The 18488-nt window shown below is 67.1% G+C and carries 20 protein-coding genes; 11 read left to right on the top strand and 9 right to left on the bottom strand.

Translation table 11 applies throughout. The annotated features are described in order from the left end of the window. Nucleotides 1-11 precede the first annotated feature (11 nt). The 5 genes from lptG to rsmA all read left to right on the top strand — a co-directional run bounded on the left by lptG (nucleotide 12) and on the right by rsmA (nucleotide 6752). Nucleotides 12-1100, top strand: coding sequence for an LPS export ABC transporter permease LptG (lptG, locus tag ACW17V_RS09090; protein WP_492108772.1), 1089 nt, complete (start codon nucleotides 12-14; stop codon nucleotides 1098-1100). A gap of 22 nt (nucleotides 1101-1122) precedes the next feature. Further along, nucleotides 1123-3477, top strand: coding sequence for an LPS-assembly protein LptD (locus ACW17V_RS09085; protein WP_492108499.1), 2355 nt, complete (start codon nucleotides 1123-1125; stop codon nucleotides 3475-3477). 98 nt (nucleotides 3478-3575) lie between these two features. Next, nucleotides 3576-4910, top strand: a complete 1335-nt coding sequence (locus ACW17V_RS09080) for a peptidylprolyl isomerase (protein ID WP_492108498.1) — start codon at nucleotides 3576-3578, stop codon at nucleotides 4908-4910. After that, nucleotides 4907-5908, top strand: coding sequence for a 4-hydroxythreonine-4-phosphate dehydrogenase PdxA (gene pdxA / locus ACW17V_RS09075; protein ID WP_492108497.1), 1002 nt, complete (start codon nucleotides 4907-4909; stop codon nucleotides 5906-5908). The genes ACW17V_RS09080 and pdxA overlap by 4 nt, the downstream gene beginning before the upstream one ends. 22 nt (nucleotides 5909-5930) lie before the next feature. Further along, nucleotides 5931-6752, top strand: coding sequence for a 16S rRNA (adenine(1518)-N(6)/adenine(1519)-N(6))-dimethyltransferase RsmA (gene rsmA, locus ACW17V_RS09070; protein ID WP_492108496.1), 822 nt, complete (start codon nucleotides 5931-5933; stop codon nucleotides 6750-6752). Here the strand turns inward: rsmA and gmk are convergent. From gmk to ACW17V_RS09030, 8 genes are all read right to left on the bottom strand, one after another. Next, on the bottom strand, nucleotides 6749-7390 hold the full coding sequence (gene gmk / locus ACW17V_RS09065) for a guanylate kinase (RefSeq protein ID WP_492108495.1): 642 nt from the start codon (nucleotides 7388-7390) through the stop codon (nucleotides 6749-6751). The two genes, rsmA and gmk, sit on opposite strands and share 4 nt — an antisense overlap. Then, nucleotides 7383-8264: a YicC/YloC family endoribonuclease gene (locus ACW17V_RS09060; RefSeq protein WP_492108494.1), complete on the bottom strand. Its 882-nt coding sequence runs from the start codon at nucleotides 8262-8264 to the stop codon at nucleotides 7383-7385. The genes gmk and ACW17V_RS09060 overlap by 8 nt, the downstream gene beginning before the upstream one ends. Nucleotide 8265: 1 nt before the next feature. After that, nucleotides 8266-9267, bottom strand: a complete 1002-nt coding sequence (mltG, locus tag ACW17V_RS09055; RefSeq protein ID WP_492108493.1) for an endolytic transglycosylase MltG — start codon at nucleotides 9265-9267, stop codon at nucleotides 8266-8268. Between the two features lie 71 nt (nucleotides 9268-9338). Beyond that, nucleotides 9339-10619 carry a beta-ketoacyl-ACP synthase II gene (fabF, locus tag ACW17V_RS09050; protein ID WP_492108492.1) on the bottom strand — a complete coding sequence of 427 codons (1281 nt, stop codon included), beginning with the start codon at nucleotides 10617-10619 and terminating at the stop codon, nucleotides 9339-9341. A 169-nt stretch (nucleotides 10620-10788) separates the two neighbouring features. Continuing rightward, a complete protein-coding gene (locus ACW17V_RS09045) occupies nucleotides 10789-11028 on the bottom strand; it encodes an acyl carrier protein (protein ID WP_007672577.1) in 240 nt (79 codons plus the stop codon). A gap of 140 nt (nucleotides 11029-11168) precedes the next feature. Then, on the bottom strand, nucleotides 11169-11909 hold the full coding sequence (gene fabG, locus ACW17V_RS09040; RefSeq protein WP_492108491.1) for a 3-oxoacyl-[acyl-carrier-protein] reductase: 741 nt from the start codon (nucleotides 11907-11909) through the stop codon (nucleotides 11169-11171). Nucleotides 11910-11931: 22 nt separating this feature from the next. Beyond that, complete coding sequence (gene fabD, locus ACW17V_RS09035; RefSeq protein ID WP_492108490.1) at nucleotides 11932-12876, bottom strand: ACP S-malonyltransferase; 945 nt, start codon at nucleotides 12874-12876, stop codon at nucleotides 11932-11934. A gap of 93 nt (nucleotides 12877-12969) precedes the next feature. Beyond that, nucleotides 12970-13449 carry a group II truncated hemoglobin gene (locus ACW17V_RS09030; RefSeq protein WP_492108489.1) on the bottom strand — a complete coding sequence of 160 codons (480 nt, stop codon included), beginning with the start codon at nucleotides 13447-13449 and terminating at the stop codon, nucleotides 12970-12972. A gap of 144 nt (nucleotides 13450-13593) precedes the next feature. On the opposite strand from ACW17V_RS09030, the gene ACW17V_RS09025 reads away from it, so the two are divergent. From ACW17V_RS09025 to ACW17V_RS09015, 3 genes are all read left to right on the top strand, one after another. Then, nucleotides 13594-14127, top strand: coding sequence for a peroxiredoxin (locus tag ACW17V_RS09025; protein WP_492108488.1), 534 nt, complete (start codon nucleotides 13594-13596; stop codon nucleotides 14125-14127). A 67-nt stretch (nucleotides 14128-14194) separates the two neighbouring features. Beyond that, a complete protein-coding gene (locus tag ACW17V_RS09020) occupies nucleotides 14195-15322 on the top strand; it encodes a helix-turn-helix domain-containing protein (RefSeq protein ID WP_492108487.1) in 1128 nt (375 codons plus the stop codon). A gap of 70 nt (nucleotides 15323-15392) precedes the next feature. Further along, the gene (locus tag ACW17V_RS09015) at nucleotides 15393-16193 is read left to right on the top strand and encodes a sterol desaturase family protein (RefSeq protein WP_492108486.1); all 801 of its coding nucleotides are present in this window, start codon (nucleotides 15393-15395) and stop codon (nucleotides 16191-16193) included. Here ACW17V_RS09015 and ACW17V_RS09010 read toward each other — a convergent pair. Beyond that, nucleotides 16168-16833 (bottom strand): hypothetical protein, encoded by a 666-nt coding sequence (locus ACW17V_RS09010; RefSeq protein WP_492108485.1) that lies wholly within the window; start codon nucleotides 16831-16833, stop codon nucleotides 16168-16170. The genes ACW17V_RS09015 and ACW17V_RS09010 overlap by 26 nt on opposite strands. A 277-nt stretch (nucleotides 16834-17110) precedes the next feature. On the opposite strand from ACW17V_RS09010, the gene rpsF reads away from it, so the two are divergent. The 3 genes from rpsF to rplI are packed head-to-tail and all read left to right on the top strand — an operon-like array spanning nucleotide 17111 to nucleotide 18389. Next, nucleotides 17111-17497 (top strand): 30S ribosomal protein S6, encoded by a 387-nt coding sequence (gene rpsF / locus ACW17V_RS09005; protein WP_035048307.1) that lies wholly within the window; start codon nucleotides 17111-17113, stop codon nucleotides 17495-17497. Between the two features lie 15 nt (nucleotides 17498-17512). Beyond that, entirely contained in the window at nucleotides 17513-17791 is a 279-nt protein-coding gene (gene rpsR / locus ACW17V_RS09000; RefSeq protein WP_419255182.1) for a 30S ribosomal protein S18, read from the top strand. A gap of 13 nt (nucleotides 17792-17804) precedes the next feature. Further along, nucleotides 17805-18389, top strand: a complete 585-nt coding sequence (rplI, locus tag ACW17V_RS08995) for a 50S ribosomal protein L9 (protein ID WP_062146216.1) — start codon at nucleotides 17805-17807, stop codon at nucleotides 18387-18389. Nucleotides 18390-18488: the final 99 nt, after the last annotated feature.

Genomic DNA, 18488 nt, shown 5'->3' with positions numbered 1-18488 from the left:
TCGGCGTGGGCATGGTCGAGCGCTACGTCCTGAAGCGGACGATGGCCTCGCTGGGCGCCGCCCTGGCGGTGCTGGGCTCGATGGTGATGCTGATCGCCTTCGTCGACATCGCCCGCAATGTCGGCACCCGGGCCGATGTGGGCTTTCTTGAGCTGCTGTACCTGACGATCCTTCAGGCGCCGGCCACCATCCTGGTGCTGACGCCCTTCATCTTCCTGTTCGGCACCCTGGGGGCCTTTGTCGGCCTGAACCGGCGCAGCGAGCTGATCGCCATGCGCGCCGCCGGCGTCTCGGCCTGGCGGTTCATCCTGCCGGCGGCCGCAGCCGCCTTCGTGATCGGCGTCCTCACCGTCACCCTGCTCAACCCGCTGAGCACGGCCATGACCGCCCAGTACGAAGTCACGCGCGACGCGATGATGGAGAACTATCTGAAGGCCGCGCCCAAGGGCACCTGGCTGCGCCAGGGCGACGACAAGACCCAGATCGTGATCCGCGCCCGGGCCCGCGACCAGATCGACGGCTCGGTGCGCCTGCGCGGCGTGTCGCTGTTCGTCTACACCCTCAACGCCAAGGGCGTGATGGACTTCTCGCGGCGTATCGAGGCCAACGAGGCCCGGCTGGAGCCCGGCTTCTGGCGCCTGATCGGCGTGCGCGAGGCGACTCCCGGCGCCGGGGCGATTCGCTCCGAGAGCCTGTCGATCCCGTCCAATCTCGACGATCGCACCGCCTCAGAGCGCTTCAACTCGCCCCAGGCGGTGGCCCTGTGGCGCCTGCCCACCACGATCAAGCGGACCGAGGAGGCCGGCTTCTCGGCCACGCCGTTCCGCCTGCGCTACCATCAGATCCTGGCCACGCCGCTGCTGTTCGCCGCCATGTCGGTGCTGGCGGCGGCGTTCTCGCTGCGCCTGATGCGCCTGGGCGGGCTGGCGGCCCTGGCCGGATCGGGCGTCGCCCTGGGTTTCGGATTTTTCTTCTTCAACGAGCTATGCAGCGCGCTCGCGAAGGCAGAGGTTCTGCATCCAGCGATCGCCGCCTGGACTCCCCCGCTCGTCGCGCTTTTGGCGGGCTTCACTCTGCTTTGCTATACCGAGGATGGTTGAGTCCGTGTCTCCGAGGTCGTTCATGAAGGATCAGCGTCAAGGCGCGTCGTCCCCGCGGGGTCGCCTGCGTCTGCTCGGCGGCGTCGCCTCGCTGGTGCTGGCCGCCACGGCGGCCCACGCCCAGCAGGCGCTGGTCGCGGTTCCGCCCGTGCCCGTGGTCAAGGCCCCGCCGTCCGACGGCCTGGGCGATGAGGGCTACTATCTCGAATCCGACCTGCTGATCCGCGACGACAAGACCGAGATCCTGACCGCGCGCGGCGACGTCGAGGCGCGCTATCAGGGCCGCACCCTGCGCGCCGAGGAAGTGGTCTATGACACTAAGGCTGGCGTCATCACGGCCAAGGGCAAGGTTGCGCTGATCAATGGCGACGGCACCGCCCAGTTCGCCGACGAGATGACACTGGACAAGGACCTGAAGGCCGGCTTCGCCCTGGGCTTCTCGGCCCGCATGGACAAGGACGTCAAGATCGCCGCCGTCTCGGCCATCCGGCGTAACGACAACATCCAGGAGCTCAACCAGGCGATTTATACGCCGTGCGAGATCTGCGCCGAAAAGCCGACTCCGACCTGGTCGGTCGCCGCCGACAAGGTGGTGCAGGATAAGGATCGCCAGCTCGTCTATTACAAGAACGCGGTCATCCGCCTGTGGGGCGCGCCGCTGATGTACCTGCCGGTGTTCTGGCACCCGGACCCGCAGGCGACCCGCAGCTCGGGCTTCCTGACCCCCAAGCTGGGCGCTTCCAAGCGGCGCGGCATGTCCTACCAGCAACCGTATTTGCACGTGATCTCGCCGTCTCAGGACATTGTCTTAAGCCCCCAGATCAATTCGAGTGTGAACCCGTTCCTCAACGCCCACTGGCGCAAGCGGTTCTATTCCGGCACCGCCGAGATCCGGGGCGGCTTCACCTACGAAAAGGACATCGACAACCGTGGCGAACGCTTCGGCGAAGCCACGCCGCGCAGCTACATCCTCGCCCGCGGCATGTTCGACATCAACGACAAGTGGAAGTGGGGCTTCAGCGCGGAACGCACGTCCGACAAGCTGTTGTTCGACAACTATACGATCAGCGACGTGTACCAGCAGCGTGGTCTGTTCACGAGCGAGGACCGCCGGCTCAGCTCGCAGATCTACACCACCCGCCAGGACAAGCTGTCGTACCTGTCGCTGTCGGCCGTCTCGGTGCAGGGCCTGCGGGTCTCGGGGATCGATGCGGTCACGGGCTTGGCCAGTTTCGAAAACAGCGACGTCTTCCCGCTGATCGGGCCGGTGGTCGAAGGGCGCTGGCAGCCGAAGGATCCGGTGCTGGGCGGACGCCTGCGCCTGCAGGGCACGGGCGTGATCCTGACCCGCGCCGAGTCGCCGTATGGCGCGACTCTGGACGGCGTCGACAGCCAGCGCGGCAGCGTCAGCGCCGACTGGCGCTCGACCCTGACCCTGAAGTCGGGCATGCGGGTCTCGCCCTTCGCCCAGGCGCGCGGCGACGCCTATCGCGTCTCCGACCTGCCCGGGACAGACGACAGCCAGACCTATTCGCGCGCCCTGGGCGTAACCGGCGTCGACTTCAGCTATCCGTTCTTCAAGGCGCTCAAGGGCGGCACCGTGGTGCTGGAGCCCCTGGCCCAGGTCGCCGCCGGCTCCGACAGCCGCCGCGTGCCGATCGTGGTCGGAACCAGCGGGGCGACCACCTATCTCTATAACGAGGACAGCACCTCGTTCGAGTTCGACGAGACCAACCTGTTCCGCGCCAACAAGTCGCCCGGCTTCGACCTCTATGAGGGCGGCCAGCGCCTGAATGTGGGTGCGCGCGCGACCGTCAAGTACAACGACACACGCGGCGCCAGCATCCTGGTCGGCCGCAGCTTCCGCTCGGAATTCGACCCGCTGCTGCCCGCCCGTTCGGGCCTGCAGACCAAGTCGTCGGACTGGATCGTGGCGGCCACGGTCACGCCGGTGCGCGGCGTCAACGCCTTCGTCCGCACGCGCTATGCACCAGATCTGGCCAGCAACAAGTTCCGCCGCATCGAGGCCGGGGTCGACGCCTTCCACAAGGTCGCCAACGGGTCGGTGCGCTACATCAAGGACCAGCAGGACGCCGGCGGCTTCCCGCTGGAGACCTTCGAAATGCGCGGTCAGCTGAACATCACCAAGAAGTGGGGCGTCACCGCCTATGGCCAGCAGGACCTCGTGGCCGGGGTCTGGCGTCGTCGCGACCTGGGCGTTGTCTATGCCGACGACTGCATCCGCATCGACGTCATCTACCAGAACGAAGACCGTTTCAGCCAGGCTTCGACCGGCGGTCTGAAGCTGCAGGCTGACGAGTCCATCGTGTTTCGCCTAACCCTCGCCACATTGGGTGATACAGGGTACAGCCAGTAAATTAATCCCGCGTCGCCACCGGTTCGCGTGATTTTCGCGCGCGTGATCGGCACGTCGCGCCTAGAGGAACGACACTACCCATGCGGCCTGCGCGTAGCGTGAAGACCCTTGCCGCGGCTGGAGCCGCGTCCATTATCGCCCTGTCCATGGCGAGCTTTGGCGCGCCTGCCTTCGCTCAAGACGCAGCGCCTGTCGTGGCCGCTCCGCCCGCCTTGGCGGCGCCACCGCGCGGCCTGTCGGAAAGCGTCTCGGCGGTGGTCAATGACGACATCGTTTCCAGTTACGACCTGATGCAGCGCATGCGCCTGCTGATGGTCAGCTCGGGCGTGCAGCCGACCGAGGAAAACCTGCCCCAGCTTGAGCAGGAAGCCCTTCGCTCGCTGATCGACGAACACGTCCAGCTACAGGAACTGCGTCGGGTCGAGAAGGCCCAGAAGATCACGATCATTTCGACCGACAAGGAAGTCGACGAGCAGATCGACGACATCGCCAGGGGCAACAACGCCAACATGACCGGGGCCCAGCTGCTGGCCCAGCTGGCCGCCCAGGGCGTCGGCGCCGAGACCTTCCGCTCGCAGATCCGCATCGACAGCAGCTGGCAGAACTGGATCAGCGGTCGCTATGGCTCGCGCCTGCGGATCGGTGAAGACCAGATCAAGGCCTTCCAGCGCCGCATGGCCGAGTCGGCCAGCAAGCCGCAGTATCAGGTCAGCGAAGTGTTCATCGACGCCGTCCGCGTCGGCGGCATGGAAACGGCCGTCAATGGCGCGACCCAGCTGGTCGCCCAGATGCAGCAGGGCGCGCCCTTCCCCGCCGTCGCCCGCCAGTTCTCGTCGGCGGCCACGGCGGCCAACGGCGGCGACGCCGGCTGGATCGGTCCCGGCGAAATGCCCCCCGAGGTCGACGCCGCCCTGGAAGATCTGCGCCCCGGCCAGCTGTCGCGCCCGATCCCGGTGCGGGACGGCGTCTACATCATCTACCTGCGCGACAAGCGCGCGGGGGCCAAGACCGCCCTGGTCGACCTCAAGCAGGTCGCCTATCCGCTGGCCGCCGACGCCACCGCCCAGCAGGTCGAAGCGGCCAACGCAGCCCTTCTGACCTTGAAGCCGCAGATCACCAGCTGTTCGACGCTGGAGGCCGCCGTCGGCAAGGTGGATGGCCTGGTCGCCGGTGATCTTGGCGAAGCCGAAATCACCGACCTGGCGCCCGCCTTCCAGGCGGCCGCCACGGCGCTGGAAATCGGCCAGGTTTCGGACCCGATCCGCACCGACGCCGGCCTTCACCTGATCGCCGTCTGCGGCAAGCGCCAGTCCGGCGCCAGCGCGCCGTCGCACGACCAGATCGAGAACCGCCTGCGCGGACAGCAGCTGGCCCTGATCTCCAAGCGCTACCTGCGCGACCTCCGTAACTCGGCGACCATAGAAACCCGGTGAAGACCACACCCCTGGCCCTGAGCGCCGGCGATCCCGCCGGCATCGGGGCCGAGATCATCGCCAAGGCCTGGGCGGCGCTCCGATGGGAGGGGCCGCCCTTCATGGTCGTGGGCGATGCTCGGCTTCTGGCCTCGGCCGGCTCGGGCGTGAAGGTCAAGACCATCACCGGTCCGTCCGAAGCCCTGGATGTCTTTCCCACCGCCCTGCCCGTGCTCGACACGCCACTGCTGAGCCCGGTGATCGCCGGCCAACCGTCCAGCGCCCACGCCGCCCAGATCATCCGCTGCATCGAGACGGGCGCCGGCCTCGCCCTTTCAGGGGCGGTCTCGGGACTGGTCACCGCGCCGATCGCCAAGGCGCCGCTCTATGATGCCGGCTTCAAGTTTCCCGGCCATACCGAATTCCTGGCTGAACTGACCGCTGGCGCGGCTCACGAGGGCGTGCGCGGTCCTGTGATGATGCTGGCCGCCGGCAACCTGCGCGCCACCCTGGTGACGATCCACAAGGCGCTGAACGACGTCTCGGCCGCCCTGTCGGTCGAGGCCATCGTCACGGCCGGCATGGTGACCCACCAGGCCCTCAGGCGCGACTTTGGCGTGGCCCGGCCGCGCCTGGCCCTGGCCGCCCTCAACCCCCACGCCGGCGAAGGCGGCGCGCTGGGTCGGGAGGAGATCGAGATCATCGAACCCGCCGCTCGGGTGCTGCGCGACCTGGGCGTCGAGGTGATGGGCCCCGCGCCCGCCGACACCCTGTTCCACGCCGAGGCGCGCGCCCGCTACGACGCGGTGCTGTGCATGTATCACGACCAGGCCCTGATCCCGGTCAAGATGCTCGACTTCTGGGGTGGCGTGAACGTCACCCTGGGCCTGCCGATCGTCCGAACCTCGCCCGACCACGGCACCGGCTTCGACATCGCTGGACGCGGCCTTGCCCGAGCCGATAGCCTGATCGCCGCCATCAAGCTGGCGGCCCAGATCGCCGCCCGCCGCGCGGCCTGAACCCTTTCGAGACGAAACGACCATGAGCCTGGCCGACATGCCGCCGCTGCGCGACGCCCTGGAGCGTCACGACCTTCTGGCCCGCAAGAGCTTTGGTCAGCACTTCCTGCTGGACCTCAACATCACCCGCAAGATCGCGCGGCTGGCGGGGATCGGCCCTGACGATGTGGTGGTCGAGGTCGGCCCCGGTCCGGGCGGCCTGACCCGCGCCCTGCTGGAAACCGGCGCCCGCGTGGTAGCCATCGAGATGGACACGCGCTTCATGCCGATCCTGGCCGAGCTGTCGCAAGCCGCCGACCAGCGGCTTGAGGTCGTGCAGGGCGACGCCCTCAAGGTCGACGCCAGCAAGGCCGTCGGCGGCGTTCCGGCCCATGTGGTCGCCAACCTGCCCTACAATGTCGGCACGCAGCTGCTGATCAACTGGCTGACCGGCCCGTTCCTGCCGCTGTCGATGACCCTGATGTTCCAGAAGGAAGTCGCCGAGCGCATCGCCGCCCACGTCAATGACGACGCCTATGGCCGCCTCGCGGTGATCTCCCAGACGGTCTGCGAGACCAAGGTGGTGATGGACCTGCCGGCCCGCGCCTTCACCCCGCCGCCCAAGGTCAATTCGGCCGTCATCCGGCTGATCCCCCGCGCCGTCATCCCGCCCGCCAACGAACTGGCCGCTCTGGAACGCGTCACCGCCGCCGCCTTCGGCCAACGCCGCAAGATGCTGCGCTCCAGCCTGAAAGCCCTGGGCGGCGGAGAGCTCTGCGAGAAGGCGGGCATCAGCCCCGACATCCGCGCCGAGAACGTGCCGATCGAGGGTTTTCTGGCGCTGGCGCGGGCGACGCTGGCCTAGATCTCTTCGGCCAGCAGATCCGCCACCAGATCCCCGATCCACGGGTTGCGCGCACGCTTCTGGCGCTCGGCGTGATAGATGTGGGCGAGGTCGGCATAGGCCTTGTCGAAGTCATCGTTGAGGATGACGTAGTCGAACTGCTCCCAGGCGGCGACCTCGTCCTTGGCGCGGGACAGCCGGCGGTGGATGACCTCTTCACTGTCCTGGCTGCGGGCGTGCAGGCGACGGCTCATCTCGGCCAGGGACGGCGGCAGGATATAGACCAGCACGCTGTCGGGGCCGGCCTGCTTGTGCACCTTCATCGCGCCCTGGAAGTCGATGTCGAACAGCGCGCTCTCGCCGCGATCCAGCGCGTCCATGATCGGCGGCTTGGGGCTGCCGTAGAAATTGCCATAGACCTCGGCCCATTCCAGGAACGCGTCCGCCGCGATCATCTCCTGGAACTTGTCGTGGCTGACGAAGTGATAGTCGCGGCCGTCATGCTCGCCCGGGCGCGGCGCGCGGGTGGTGGCGCTGATCGACAGGTGCAGGTCGTTGTGGTCGGCGACAAGGCGGCGGGTCAGCGAGGTCTTGCCGACGCCCGAGGGCGCGACGACCATCAGCAAAAGGCCGCGAGTCTTGTGATGGGGCTTATTCAACGTTCTGAACCTGTTCGCGGAACTGCTCGATGGTGGCCTTCAGCTCCAGACCGATCGCGGTCAGGCTGCTGAGGGCCGATTTCGAGCAGAGGGTATTGGCTTCGCGCATGAACTCCTGGGACAGGAAATCCAGGCGGCGGCCGGCGGCGGCTTCGCCGGTCAGCAGGGTGCGGGCGGCGACCACGTGGCCGGCCAGGCGATCGAGTTCCTCGCGCACATCAGCCTTCACGGCCATGGCGGCGGCTTCCTGGACGATGCGCTCTTCGGGAGCGGCCTCGCCCAGCAGTTCGGTCATGCGTCGCGCGAAGCGGTCCTTCAGCACGGCGGGCTGGCCGGCGGCCTCGACGCCAGCCTCGGTCGTCAGACGCTCGATGGTGTCGATCTGGCCGTTGAGCACGGGGGTCAGGGCGATCCCCTCCTCCAGCCGCGCGATCTTCAGGGCGTCCAAGGCCTGGGCGATCGAGACGGCCATGGCGGCCTCGACGGCGGCGCGGGTCTCGGCGTCGTCGTCTTCCTCGCGCACCTCGATGACGCCGCGCAGGGCCAGCAGGCCATCCAGGGACGGCTTGGTGACCATGCCGGTGGCCACATAGGGCCCGCCGGCCTTCAGATAGCGCTCCAGGGTCTCGACGCTGACCTGGGTCTGGCCCACGGCCTCGGCGCGCTTGCCCTGGACGTTCACGGTCAGCTGACCACGCTGGAAGCGGCTCTGGGCCCCGTCGCGGGCCGCGCGGTCCAGGCTGTCGAAGCCGGGCGGACCCCGAAACCGGGTCTCAAGATTGCGGCCGTTGACGCTGCGGGCCTCCACGGCCCAGGACCAGGCCCCGTGCGCGCCTTCGACGCGCGCGAAGCCGGTCATGCCCGACAGCGCCACCTCAGCCCCCGCTCAAGGGCGTGGTGGCCGGCTTCTTGGCCGCGCGGCTCCGCTCGACCTGCCGCCATTTGACGACATTGGCGTTGTGCTCTTCGAGGGTGCGCGCAAACACGTGGCCGCCGGTGCCATCGGCGACGAAATAGAGCTCGTCAGTCTTGGGCGGATCCAGCACGGCGGCAATGGCGGCGCGGCCGGGGTTGGCGATCGGCGTCGGCGGCAGGCCGTCGATCAGATAGGTGTTGTACGGCGTCTGGCGCTGCAGCTCCGACAACAGGATGCCGCGTCCCAGCGGCCGCCCCCGGGTCAGGCCGTAGATGATCGTCGGGTCGCTGCCCAGCCGCATGCCCGTGCGCAGGCGATTGACGAACACCGCCGCCACGCGCGGACGCTCCGAGGCGATGCCGGTTTCTTTCTCGACGATCGAGGCCAGGGTCATGGCTTCGTCCTTGGTCGAGAACGGCAGGCCCTTCTGCCGCTGCGGCCAAAGCTCGTCCAGCAACTGATCGCGGTCGTCCATCATCCGCTGCAGGACGGCGGCGCGATCCTCGCCGCGCTCGACCTGATAGGTCTCGGGCAGGACCGCGCCTTCCGGCGGGGTCGGCGCAACGCCCGTCAGGACCGGCGAGCGCATCAGGATGTCGACGGCCATGTCCGAGGTCACGCCCTCGGGAATGGTCACGAAGTGGCGAACCACCCTGCCCTTGCGGATGGCTTCGAGAACCTGCGCCATCGAGGCCCGGCTCTTGAACTCGTATTCGCCAGCCTTAAGCGACCGCGCCGCGCCGGTGAGTTGGGCGGCGGTCATGAAGATCGACGAGGAGCGAATCACGCCGCCGCTCTCAAGGCTGGCCGCGATCTCCGGCACGCTGGCGCCCCGGCGCAGAACCACCGAGGTGACGTCGCCGCCCTTGGCCGCGGGTCCTGGCCCCTGGTAGAGCCAGATCGCCCCGAACACGAAGACCATGCCGATGACGACCAGGGTGGCGCCGGCGGCGAAGATCATCGCGATCAGCCGGCGTCCAATCGACGCCGACTCGCGTTTGCGGGCTTTGCGGGGCGGAGCGGCTTTTCGGCTCACGAGATTTTACGGAACACGACGGAGGCGTTGGTGCCGCCGAAGCCAAAGCTGTTGGAGACGGCGACGTCGATCTTCATCGGCACGGCCTTGTTGGGCGCCAGGTTCATCGCGACGTCCACATTGGGATTGTCGAGATTGATGGTCGGCGGCGCGATCTGGTCGCGGATCGCCAGGATCGAGAAGATGGCCTCGATGGCGCCGGCCGCGCCCAGAAGGTGGCCGGTCATCGACTTGGTCGACGACATCACCACATTGGCGGCGTGATTGCCCAGGAAGCGCTCGACGGCCTTGGCCTCGATGCCATCGGCCATGGTCGAGGTGCCGTGGGCGTTGACATAGTCGATGTCCGACGGCTGAAGGCCGGCGTCCTTGACGGCTGCCGACAGGGCCCGGAAGCCGCCGTCGCCGTCCTCGGAGGGGGCGGTGATGTGGTAGGCGTCGCCCGACAGGCCATAGCCGACGACCTCGGCGTAGATCTTGGCGCCGCGCGCTTTGGCGTGCTCGTACTCTTCCAGCACCAGGGCGCCGGCGCCCTCGCCCATCACGAAGCCGTCGCGGTCCTGGTCATAGGGGCGCGAGGCCTTTTCCGGGGTGTCGTTGAAGTCGGTCGAGACGGCGCGGCAGGCGATGAAGCCGGCGATGCCGACCTTGCAGACCGCCGCTTCCGCGCCGCCGGCCACCATTACGTCAGCGTCGCCGTACTTGATCAGGCGCGCGGCGTCGCCGATGGCGTGGGCGCCGGTGGCGCAGGCCGTGACCACGGCGTGGTTGGGGCCCTTGAAGCCGTAGCGGATCGAAACCTGACCCGAGATCAGATTGATCAGGGCCGAGGAGATAAAGAACGGGCTGACCTTGCGCGGCCCCTTGGCTTCGAGCTCAAGGGCGGTGTCGGCGATGGTCGACAGGCCGCCGATACCCGATCCGAGGATCACGCCGGTGCGATAGCGGTCTTCCTCGGTCTCGGGAACCCAGCCGGAGTCCTTCACGGCTTCATCAGCGGCGGCGATGCCGTACAGGATGAAGTCGTCTACGCGCTTCTGGTCGCGCGGGCTCATCGTCAGGTCGGGATTAAAGGCGCCCTCGACATCGGGGCCGCCGCCGCCGCGTCCATCGACGCGCGGAACCTCGCAGGCCACCTTGCAGGCATAGTCGGTGGGATCGAAGGCCGAGATGCGGTTCGCGCCGGATTTTCCGGCGAGGATGTTCTTCCAGGACACATCGACGCCATGACCCAGGGGGGTCAGCAGGCCCAGTCCGGTGACAACAACTCTACGCATGGATCACTCCCAACCTTCGGATCGCGATGAATATGGGGACGCGGATGACTATGCCACGCCGCTCAACTCGCGAATCTTGGCCACATACGAAAACCGCCGCGCGCACGATGGCAAGAGCCCGTGCTGCGCGGCGGTGATAGACCTGTTCGCAAACAGCGAACCGGAGCCCTTAGGCGCCGGTCTTTTCCGTGATGAACTTCACGGCGTCGCCAACCGTCTGGATGTGCTCGGCGGCGTCGTCCGGAATTTCGATGTCGAACTCTTCTTCGAACGCCATCACCAGCTCGACGTTGTCGAGGCTGTCGGCGCCCAGGTCATCGATGAAGGAAGCCTTCTCGGTGACCTTCTCGGGATCGGCATCCAGATGCTCGATGACGATCTTACGCACGCGCTCGAGAATGTCGGACATTCTGTTAGTCCCTCAGTTTTGAATCTGTTGTCCGCCAACGGTTTGGCCGAGGCCACTCCATTCACGGGAATTGTCGGCCTCCGCCTATCACGTTCCTTTTCGGGTGACCAGCGGGTCCCCCGCGAAGAAACGTGGCGGGGCTAGATCATGGCCATGCCGCCGTTCACGTGCAAGGTCTGGCCGGTGACATAGGCGCCCTGATCGCTGGCCAGGTAGACGCAGGCGGCGGCGATATCGCTGCCTTCACCCAGCCGGCCCGCCGGAATTCCCGACAGGATGCCGGCCTTCTGGGCGTCGGTCAGGGCGTCGGTCATCGGGCTGGCGATGAAGCCCGGCGCCACACAGTTGACGGTGACGTTGCGGCTGGCCAGTTCCTGGGCCAAGGCCTTGGAAAACCCGATCATTCCGGCCTTGGAGGCCGCATAGTTGGTCTGTCCGGCATTGCCGGTCACGCCGACCACCGAGGTGATGCCGATGATGCGGCCAGAGCGGCGCTTCATCATGCCCTTGGCGGCCGCGCGGGCCAGGCGGAAATAGCCTTCCAGGTTCACCTTGATGACGGTGTCCCAGTCTTCGTCCTTCATCCGCACGATCAGGCCATCGCGGGTGATCCCGGCATTGGCGATGACGATGTCGAGCGGTGCGCCGGCGGCTTCCTCGGCCTTGGCCACCAGACCATCGACCGCATCGGAATCAGACAGGTTGGCGACAACGAACGAGGCGCGATCGCCCAGTTCGCCCTTCAGCTCGGTCAGAGCTGATTCGCGAGTACCCGAGAGCACGACATGGGCGCCTTGCTCGTGGAGCGCCCTGGCGATGGCCCCGCCAATGCCGCCGGTGGCGCCGGTGACGAGGGCGGTCTTGCCGGTGAGATCGAACATGATGGTTCTCCGTTCGGAGTCGTTAGAGCGATTTTGCGAAGGCTTCGAGGTCGGCCGGGCTGTTCAGCGGCGTAGCCTCGGCGTCCGGCGCGATGCGCTTGGCCATGCCCGACAGCACCTTGCCGGCGCCGGCTTCGGCGAAGCGGGTGACGCCGCCCTCGCCGGCCAGCCAGATCATGCTCTCGCGCCAGCGCACACGGCCGGTGACCTGCTCCACCAGCAGCCCACGAATGACGTCCGGATCATGGACCGGGCCGGCGGTGATGTTGGCCACCAGCGGCGCGCGCGGCGAGATGATCGTGGTATTGGCCAGCGCCTCGGCCATCTCGTCAGCCGCCGGCTGCATCAGCGGGCAGTGGAAAGGCGCGGAGACGTTCAGCGGAATGGCGCGGGCGCCCAGTTCCTTGGCCTTTTCGATGGCCTTGTCGACCGCGGCCTTGTCGCCCGAGATCACGACATTGCCGTTGTTGTTATCGTTGGCCACGACGCAGACGCCGACCTCGGAACCGGCGGCGGCGGCGGCTTCGGCCAGGGCCAGGTCGGTCTTGGGACCGATCAGCGAAGCCATGGCGCCCTCGCCCACCGGCACGGCGCGCTGCATGGCCTGGCCACGCAGCTTCAGCAGGCGGGCGGTGTCGGCCAGGGTGATGGCGCCGGCGGCGGCCAGGGCCGAATATTCGCCCAGGCTGTGACCGGCGACGAAGGCGGCGCGGTCGATGCCGATCCCGAATTCCTTTTCCAGCACGCGTGACACGGCCAGGCTGACCGCCATCAGGGCGGGCTGGGCGTTCTCGGTGAGGGTCAGGTCGCTTTCGGGACCTTCCTTCATCAGGGCGAAGAGCTTCTGCCCCAGGGCGTCGTCGACCTCCTGGAAGACCTCACGGGCGGCCGCGAAGGCCTGGGCCAGATCGGCGCCCATCCCGACAGACTGGCTGCCCTGACCGGGGAAAATGAAGGCGATGCTCATGGAAGCCCGCTCCGTCGCTAGAGATTCAAAGTCATTCTTGGGGGCGGAGGGTTAGGCCAAAGGTCGTCGGGCGGCAAGTCGGCCCGGTCCGACTCAACCGCGCCAGGGTCCGCCGGGTGGGCCCCAGCCCCAGACGGGCATGGGCGGATCACCCTCCGGCGCCGCGACGCCCTCGGCCGAGTTGATCACGGCCAGGCGCGTGCCCCACTCCAGGTAGCCGACAAAGGCGGCGCGGAACTCGGGATCACCCGGCAGGCCGACCGCGTCGGCGGTGTCCAGCATGAGTGAAACCCAGGCCCGGCGCTGCGTCTCGGTGAGGTGACGGCCCAGGTGGTGACCGATCATCGAAGCATGCCCACCGCCGCTTTCCGTATAGGCCTTAGGACCGCCGAACACCTCGCCGACAAAGGCCGCGACGTGCTCGGCATGTTTCGGATTCATCCCGGCGAAGACTGGCGCCAGGATCGGATCGTTCGGAACCTTGGCGTAGAAGGCGTCGAACAGCGCCCGCAGCCGTTCCGGACCGCCGGCCCATTCCGCCAGGGTTGGAATTTCATCGTCGCGCTCGGTCATGCCGCCCTCCCGGTTCGCCCTCGCAGGTAGCGATGCAACAGACGGTTTGGAAGCTGGGAGAATACGGTTATTCATGACGGGCATTCGCATCCACCGCCAGAGCGCAGGCGTAGCTGCGCCGCTGCTCATAGCCTGGAGTTTCCCATGAACCGCCTGACCGCCGGCCTCGCGGCCTTCGCCGTACTCGCCGCCACGCCCGCCCTGGCCGCCCTGAAGCCAGGCGACAAGGCCCCCGACTTCACCGCCCCCGCCGCGCTGGCGGGCGCCGACTACAGCTTCAGCCTGTCCAAGGCGCTGAAGAAGGGACCGGTGGTGCTCTACTTCTTCCCGGCCGCCTACACCGCCGGCTGCACCGCCGAGGCGCACGAATTCGCCGAAGCGACGCCTGACTTCGAAAAGCTGGGCGCGACGGTGATCGGCGTGACGGCCGGCAATGTCGACAAGATCAAGGCCTTCTCCAAGGAGCACTGCCGCGACAAGTTCGCCGTGGCCGCCGCGCCGGACGGGCTAGTCAAGGCCTATGACGTCGCCCTGCCGATGCCGGGCGGCTGGTCCAACCGCACCTCTTACGTCATCGCGCCCGACGGCAAGATCCTGATGGCCTATACCGACGGCAACTTCGTCGGCCACGTCACCAAGACCATGGACGCGGTGAAGGCCTACAAGGCCAAGAAGTAGCCAGCACTTTCCGGTTTCGACCAGCCTCGCGGCTTGAATGTCGCGAGGCTGACGGAGACGATCGGCCATGACCGATCCCGCCCAGATTCCGTTCGCCGCCCTCGAGATCGGGGTCCGTGGCGTCGCCGTCGGCGCCTTCGCCGCCACGGCCGTCGCCCTCGGCGCCAGCCGCAAGATGACCCCAACCCGCTGGGTCGGCGTTCTGATGATGGCCTGCGCCATCGCTCACGTCATCGACAGCCATTTCTTTTACACTGAAAGCCGGCACCACGGCGTTGTGACCTGGGCCCTGTCAGCGTCGGCGGCCGGCGTGTTCTGGCTGTTCTGCTCGGTGCTCTTCGAGGATGAACCTTCCATCCCGCTCTGGCGCTTCTCTGTCCCCGGGGGCGTCCTGGCCCTGTGGGCGGCAGGCGCGTTTTTGCCCCCGTCTCCGGCGCGCGCAGCCATATGGTGGCTGTTCGCCGCCGCCTCGGTGGGCATCCACTGCCACATCCTGCTGACCGCCTGGCGGGGCTGGCGCATCGATCTGGTGGAGCGTCGCCGCCGCCTTCGCGCGCCGCTCGCCGCCGCGGCGACCGGCTACATGTTCATCCAGAACCTCTGCGACTTCGGCTTCGGACAGGGCCCGGTGCTGCCCAGCCTGGTTCAGGCCCTGGCTCTCGCCGCTCTGGGGATAGGGGCGGCCCTGGCGTTGTTGCGCGCCGAACCCATGCTCGTGCAGGCGGCCGTGGCATCCGACGTCACGCCCACGCCCAAGCCTGCCGAAGCGCTTGATCTGACGCCCGCTGATCGCCTGGTTCTGGCCCGCCTGGAAAAGGCCATGACCGAGAACGAAGTCTGGCGCGGCGAGGACCTGTCGATCGGCGCCCTCGCCGCCCTGGTCGGCGCGCCGGAGCATCGCCTGCGCAGGCTGATCAACGGCGTGCTGGGCCATCGCAATTTCGCCGACTACGTCAACGGCCGGCGGGTCGAGTCGGCCAAGGTCGCGCTCGCCGATCCGGAACAGGCCCTGAAGTCTGTCTCGACCATCGCCTATGAGCTGGGCTTTGGTTCTCTGGGCCCCTTCAACCGCGCCTTCCGGGCCGCCGTCGGCGTTCCACCGACCACCTGGCGTCAAGAGGCGACGCCGGCCCTGCCGCATCTGCGACTGGTCGAAACCGCGCAAGCCGCGTCGAAAGCCGACAAACGCGCCTGATTTCGAGAACGGCGCGACCTGTCGCTCCCCAACAGCTTCCCTGGTGGCGTTCACCCCCAAGGAGCCACCCATGTCCGATGCCCTACTGCCCTTCGCCCACAGCTGGCTGACCGCCATGCAGGCCGATGTCACCCGCTATGTGCTGTTTTCAGTCGGCGTCTGGCTGATCCTTTGGGTCGTGCTGGCCCGCCCCCTGGCCGGACGCAAGATCCGCGATACGCGGCCGCCGGCCCGCCAGCTGGTCCTTGAGTTCCTGATCTCGATCCGCTCGATCATGATCTTCTCGACAATGGGACTGCTGACCTTCGGCCTGTTTCGCGCCGGCCTGATGCAGGGCCCTTACATCGCGCGCGACCTGGGACCCGTCTGGTTCTGGACCAGCCTTGTCCTGATGATCATCGGCCACGACGCCTGGTTCTACTGGACCCACCGGCTGATCCATGACCGGCGGCTGTTCCGGACCTTCCACCGCCGGCATCACAGGTCGAACAATCCCTCGCCCTTCACCGCCTATAGCTTCGATCTGGGCGAGGCCGTGATCGCCGCGCTGTTCGTGCCGCTGTGGATGCTGATCGTCCCGACCCAGTGGCCGGTCATCGGGCTGTTTGTGCTGCACCAGATCGCCCGCAACACCATCGGCCACAGCGGCTATGAGCTGTTTCCGGCCCGCGGGGACGGCCGCCCGCTGCTGCCCTGGCTGACCACCGTGACGCACCACGACCTGCATCACGCTCAGGCCGGCTATAACTACGGGCTCTATTTCACCTGGTGGGATCGCCTGATGGGCACCGAGCACCCGAACTATCTGGCGAGGTTCGCCGCCGTCACGGCGGCGAAGCGACAGGCTACCAGTTCGCCTTCACCAGCTTGACCATGAAGCGGCTGTCCTGGACCCGCCATTCTTCATGGGTGGCGGCGGCCCGCAGGCTGACGGTGAACTCGGCGGGAATGTCGAACGGACGCGTGAAGCTGAGATCGACGCCCTCGTCGCCCATCGAGCCGCCGCCGACGGCGATGGACCCGATCGGCTTGCCATCCAGGGTCAGGGCCGAGCGCACATTGGCCCGCGCCACCGGGATCTGGCCGGGGACGGCGATGACCTGGCTGGCGTTCATGTCCATCGAGACGCTGACATAGTTGGCGCGCGGCAGGACGCCGAAACCAAACATCTTCGACATCGAGGAGCGCAGCCGGGCCTCGCGGTCGTTCCACGAGGCGCCCAGGGCCAGGGAGCGCTTGCCGGTCCGCGCCTCATCGGGCTTCTGGCTCAGGTTGAGATCCAGATCGTAGGTCGGACTTTCCAGAGTCCCCGCGACCCTGGCGGTGAACCGGGCGCTCTCGGTGTCGGTGGAGAGATCCAGCGGCAGGGCGGCCGAATAGCCGGTGAAGCGGCCGTCGCTGGCGGAAACCGACAGGTCGGGCTTCTGAATCGCCTGGGCCGCAGCTGGAGCGGCGAAACTCGCCGACAGCGCAAAGGCCCCGAGGGCGCTGATGACAGCGCTAGACTTCATGCCCTGCTTCCTAGCACAAGCTGTCCTTGCGGCAAGGTGAAGCTGTCCGCTTCGCCCGCCGGTTTCGCCACGGCCTCCCGAATGTCGAAAAATGCGGCGGGACAAAGCAATCTTGCTTCGCCGCGCCTTCTCCTGTAGTAGCGCGCGTTCTCACGGATGGCGGTCTTTGGCGCAGCCCTCACGGGTACGGGATTTCCCGCTCGGCGCTCTGGAACCATCGTGGTCGTCGGACTTCCGCCTTCGATCGCGCCGCTGTCCAAACCGGAAGAAGGAAAACATGGCGTTCTACGAACACGTGGTCATCGCGCGGCAGGATATCTCGCCGCAACAGGCCGAAGCTCTGAACGAGCAAATCAAAGCCCTGATCGAAGAAGGCGGCGGTCACATCGCCAAGATCGAATACTGGGGCCTGCGTAACCTCACCTATCGCATCAAGAAGAACCGCAAGGGCCACTATTCCCTGCTCGCCATCGACGCTCCGGCGCCGGCCGTCAAGGAAGTCGAGCGCCAGCTGCTGATCAATGAAGACGTCCTGCGCTTCATGACCATCCGCGTGGAAGAGCTGGACCTGGAACTGTCGCCGGTTCTGGCCCGTCGTGACCGCGAACGTAGCGAGCGCCCCGAGCGTTCGGACCGTCCGCGCGACGAATTCGCGGCCGCGTAAGGGAGAAGAGAGATCATGACCGATACCACTGCTCCCGAAGCCGGCGCTGGCGCGCCCGCCGCTGGCGGCGCCCGCCGCCCGTTTTTCCGCCGCCGCAAGGTGTGCCCGTTCTCCGGCGCCAACGCTCCGAAGATCGACTACAAGGACGTCAAGCTCCTGCAGCGCTACGTTTCCGAGCGCGGCAAGATCGTTCCGTCGCGCATCACCGCGGTGTCGGCCAAGAAGCAACGCGAACTGGCCAAGGCCATCAAGCGCGCCCGCTTCCTGGCTCTGCTCCCCTACGTCGTGAAGTAAGGGAGACACCACGATGAAAGTCATTCTGCTCGAACGCGTTGAAGGCACTGGCACCCTCGGCGACGTCGTCACCGTGAAGGACGGCTTCGCCCGTAACTTCCTGCTGCCGCGTCACAAGGCCCTGCGCGCCAACGCCGCCAACCTGAAGTCCTTCGAAGTTCAGCGCGCTGAAATCGAAGTGCGCAACGTGAAGAACCGCGAAGCCGCCGGCGCTGTCGGCGAGACCCTCGACGGCACGCAATACGTGATGATCCGTCAGGCTGGCGAAAGCGGCCAGCTGTACGGTTCGGTCGCGGGTCGCGATGTCGCCGACGCCATCAAGGCCGAAGGCGGCAAGGTCGATCGCTCGATGATCGTCCTGGACAAGCCGATCAAGACGCTGGGCGTTCACGAAGTGAAGGTGAAGCTGCATGCTGAAGTGACCGTTACGGTCACCCTCAACATCGCGCGCAGCGCCGACGAAGCCGAGCGTCAAGCGCGCGGCGAAAACGTCATCGCCGCACAATTCGAAGAAGACCGCGCGGCTGACGCCGAAGCGGCCTCGGACATGGCCGCCGGTGGCGCCGGTTCGTTCGAAGGCGACCACTACGAGTCCTGATCCTTTCCGGATCGGTGATCTATCGAGAAACGGCGCGGAGCAATCCGCGCCGTTTTTTTCTGCACTGACGGCCAGAAATGCTCAGCTTGTAGGCGCCGC

Source organism: Caulobacter sp. FV2ye17ST, from assembly GCF_058680955.1.
Note: the sequence above shows the minus strand (reverse complement) of the source record. Positions and strands in the feature narration are given on the sequence as shown.

Coding starts and splice junctions, on each gene's coding strand:
- lptG (WP_492108772.1), top strand. CDS start 12: ATGGTCGAGCGCTACGTCCTGAAGCGGACGATGGCCTCGCTGGGCGCC.
- rplI (WP_062146216.1), top strand. CDS start 17,805: ATGAAAGTCATTCTGCTCGAACGCGTTGAAGGCACTGGCACCCTCGGC.
- fabG (WP_492108491.1), bottom strand. CDS start 11,909: ATGTTCGATCTCACCGGCAAGACCGCCCTCGTCACCGGCGCCACCGGC.
- rpsR (WP_419255182.1), top strand. CDS start 17,513: ATGACCGATACCACTGCTCCCGAAGCCGGCGCTGGCGCGCCCGCCGCT.
- ACW17V_RS09085 (WP_492108499.1), top strand. CDS start 1,123: ATGAAGGATCAGCGTCAAGGCGCGTCGTCCCCGCGGGGTCGCCTGCGT.
- ACW17V_RS09045 (WP_007672577.1), bottom strand. CDS start 11,028: ATGTCCGACATTCTCGAGCGCGTGCGTAAGATCGTCATCGAGCATCTG.
- ACW17V_RS09030 (WP_492108489.1), bottom strand. CDS start 13,449: ATGACCGAGCGCGACGATGAAATTCCAACCCTGGCGGAATGGGCCGGC.
- ACW17V_RS09015 (WP_492108486.1), top strand. CDS start 15,393: ATGTCCGATGCCCTACTGCCCTTCGCCCACAGCTGGCTGACCGCCATG.
- rpsF (WP_035048307.1), top strand. CDS start 17,111: ATGGCGTTCTACGAACACGTGGTCATCGCGCGGCAGGATATCTCGCCG.
- rsmA (WP_492108496.1), top strand. CDS start 5,931: ATGAGCCTGGCCGACATGCCGCCGCTGCGCGACGCCCTGGAGCGTCAC.
- ACW17V_RS09010 (WP_492108485.1), bottom strand. CDS start 16,833: ATGAAGTCTAGCGCTGTCATCAGCGCCCTCGGGGCCTTTGCGCTGTCG.
- ACW17V_RS09025 (WP_492108488.1), top strand. CDS start 13,594: ATGAACCGCCTGACCGCCGGCCTCGCGGCCTTCGCCGTACTCGCCGCC.
- ACW17V_RS09020 (WP_492108487.1), top strand. CDS start 14,195: ATGACCGATCCCGCCCAGATTCCGTTCGCCGCCCTCGAGATCGGGGTC.
- fabF (WP_492108492.1), bottom strand. CDS start 10,619: ATGCGTAGAGTTGTTGTCACCGGACTGGGCCTGCTGACCCCCCTGGGT.
- mltG (WP_492108493.1), bottom strand. CDS start 9,267: ATGATCTTCGCCGCCGGCGCCACCCTGGTCGTCATCGGCATGGTCTTC.
- fabD (WP_492108490.1), bottom strand. CDS start 12,876: ATGAGCATCGCCTTCATTTTCCCCGGTCAGGGCAGCCAGTCTGTCGGG.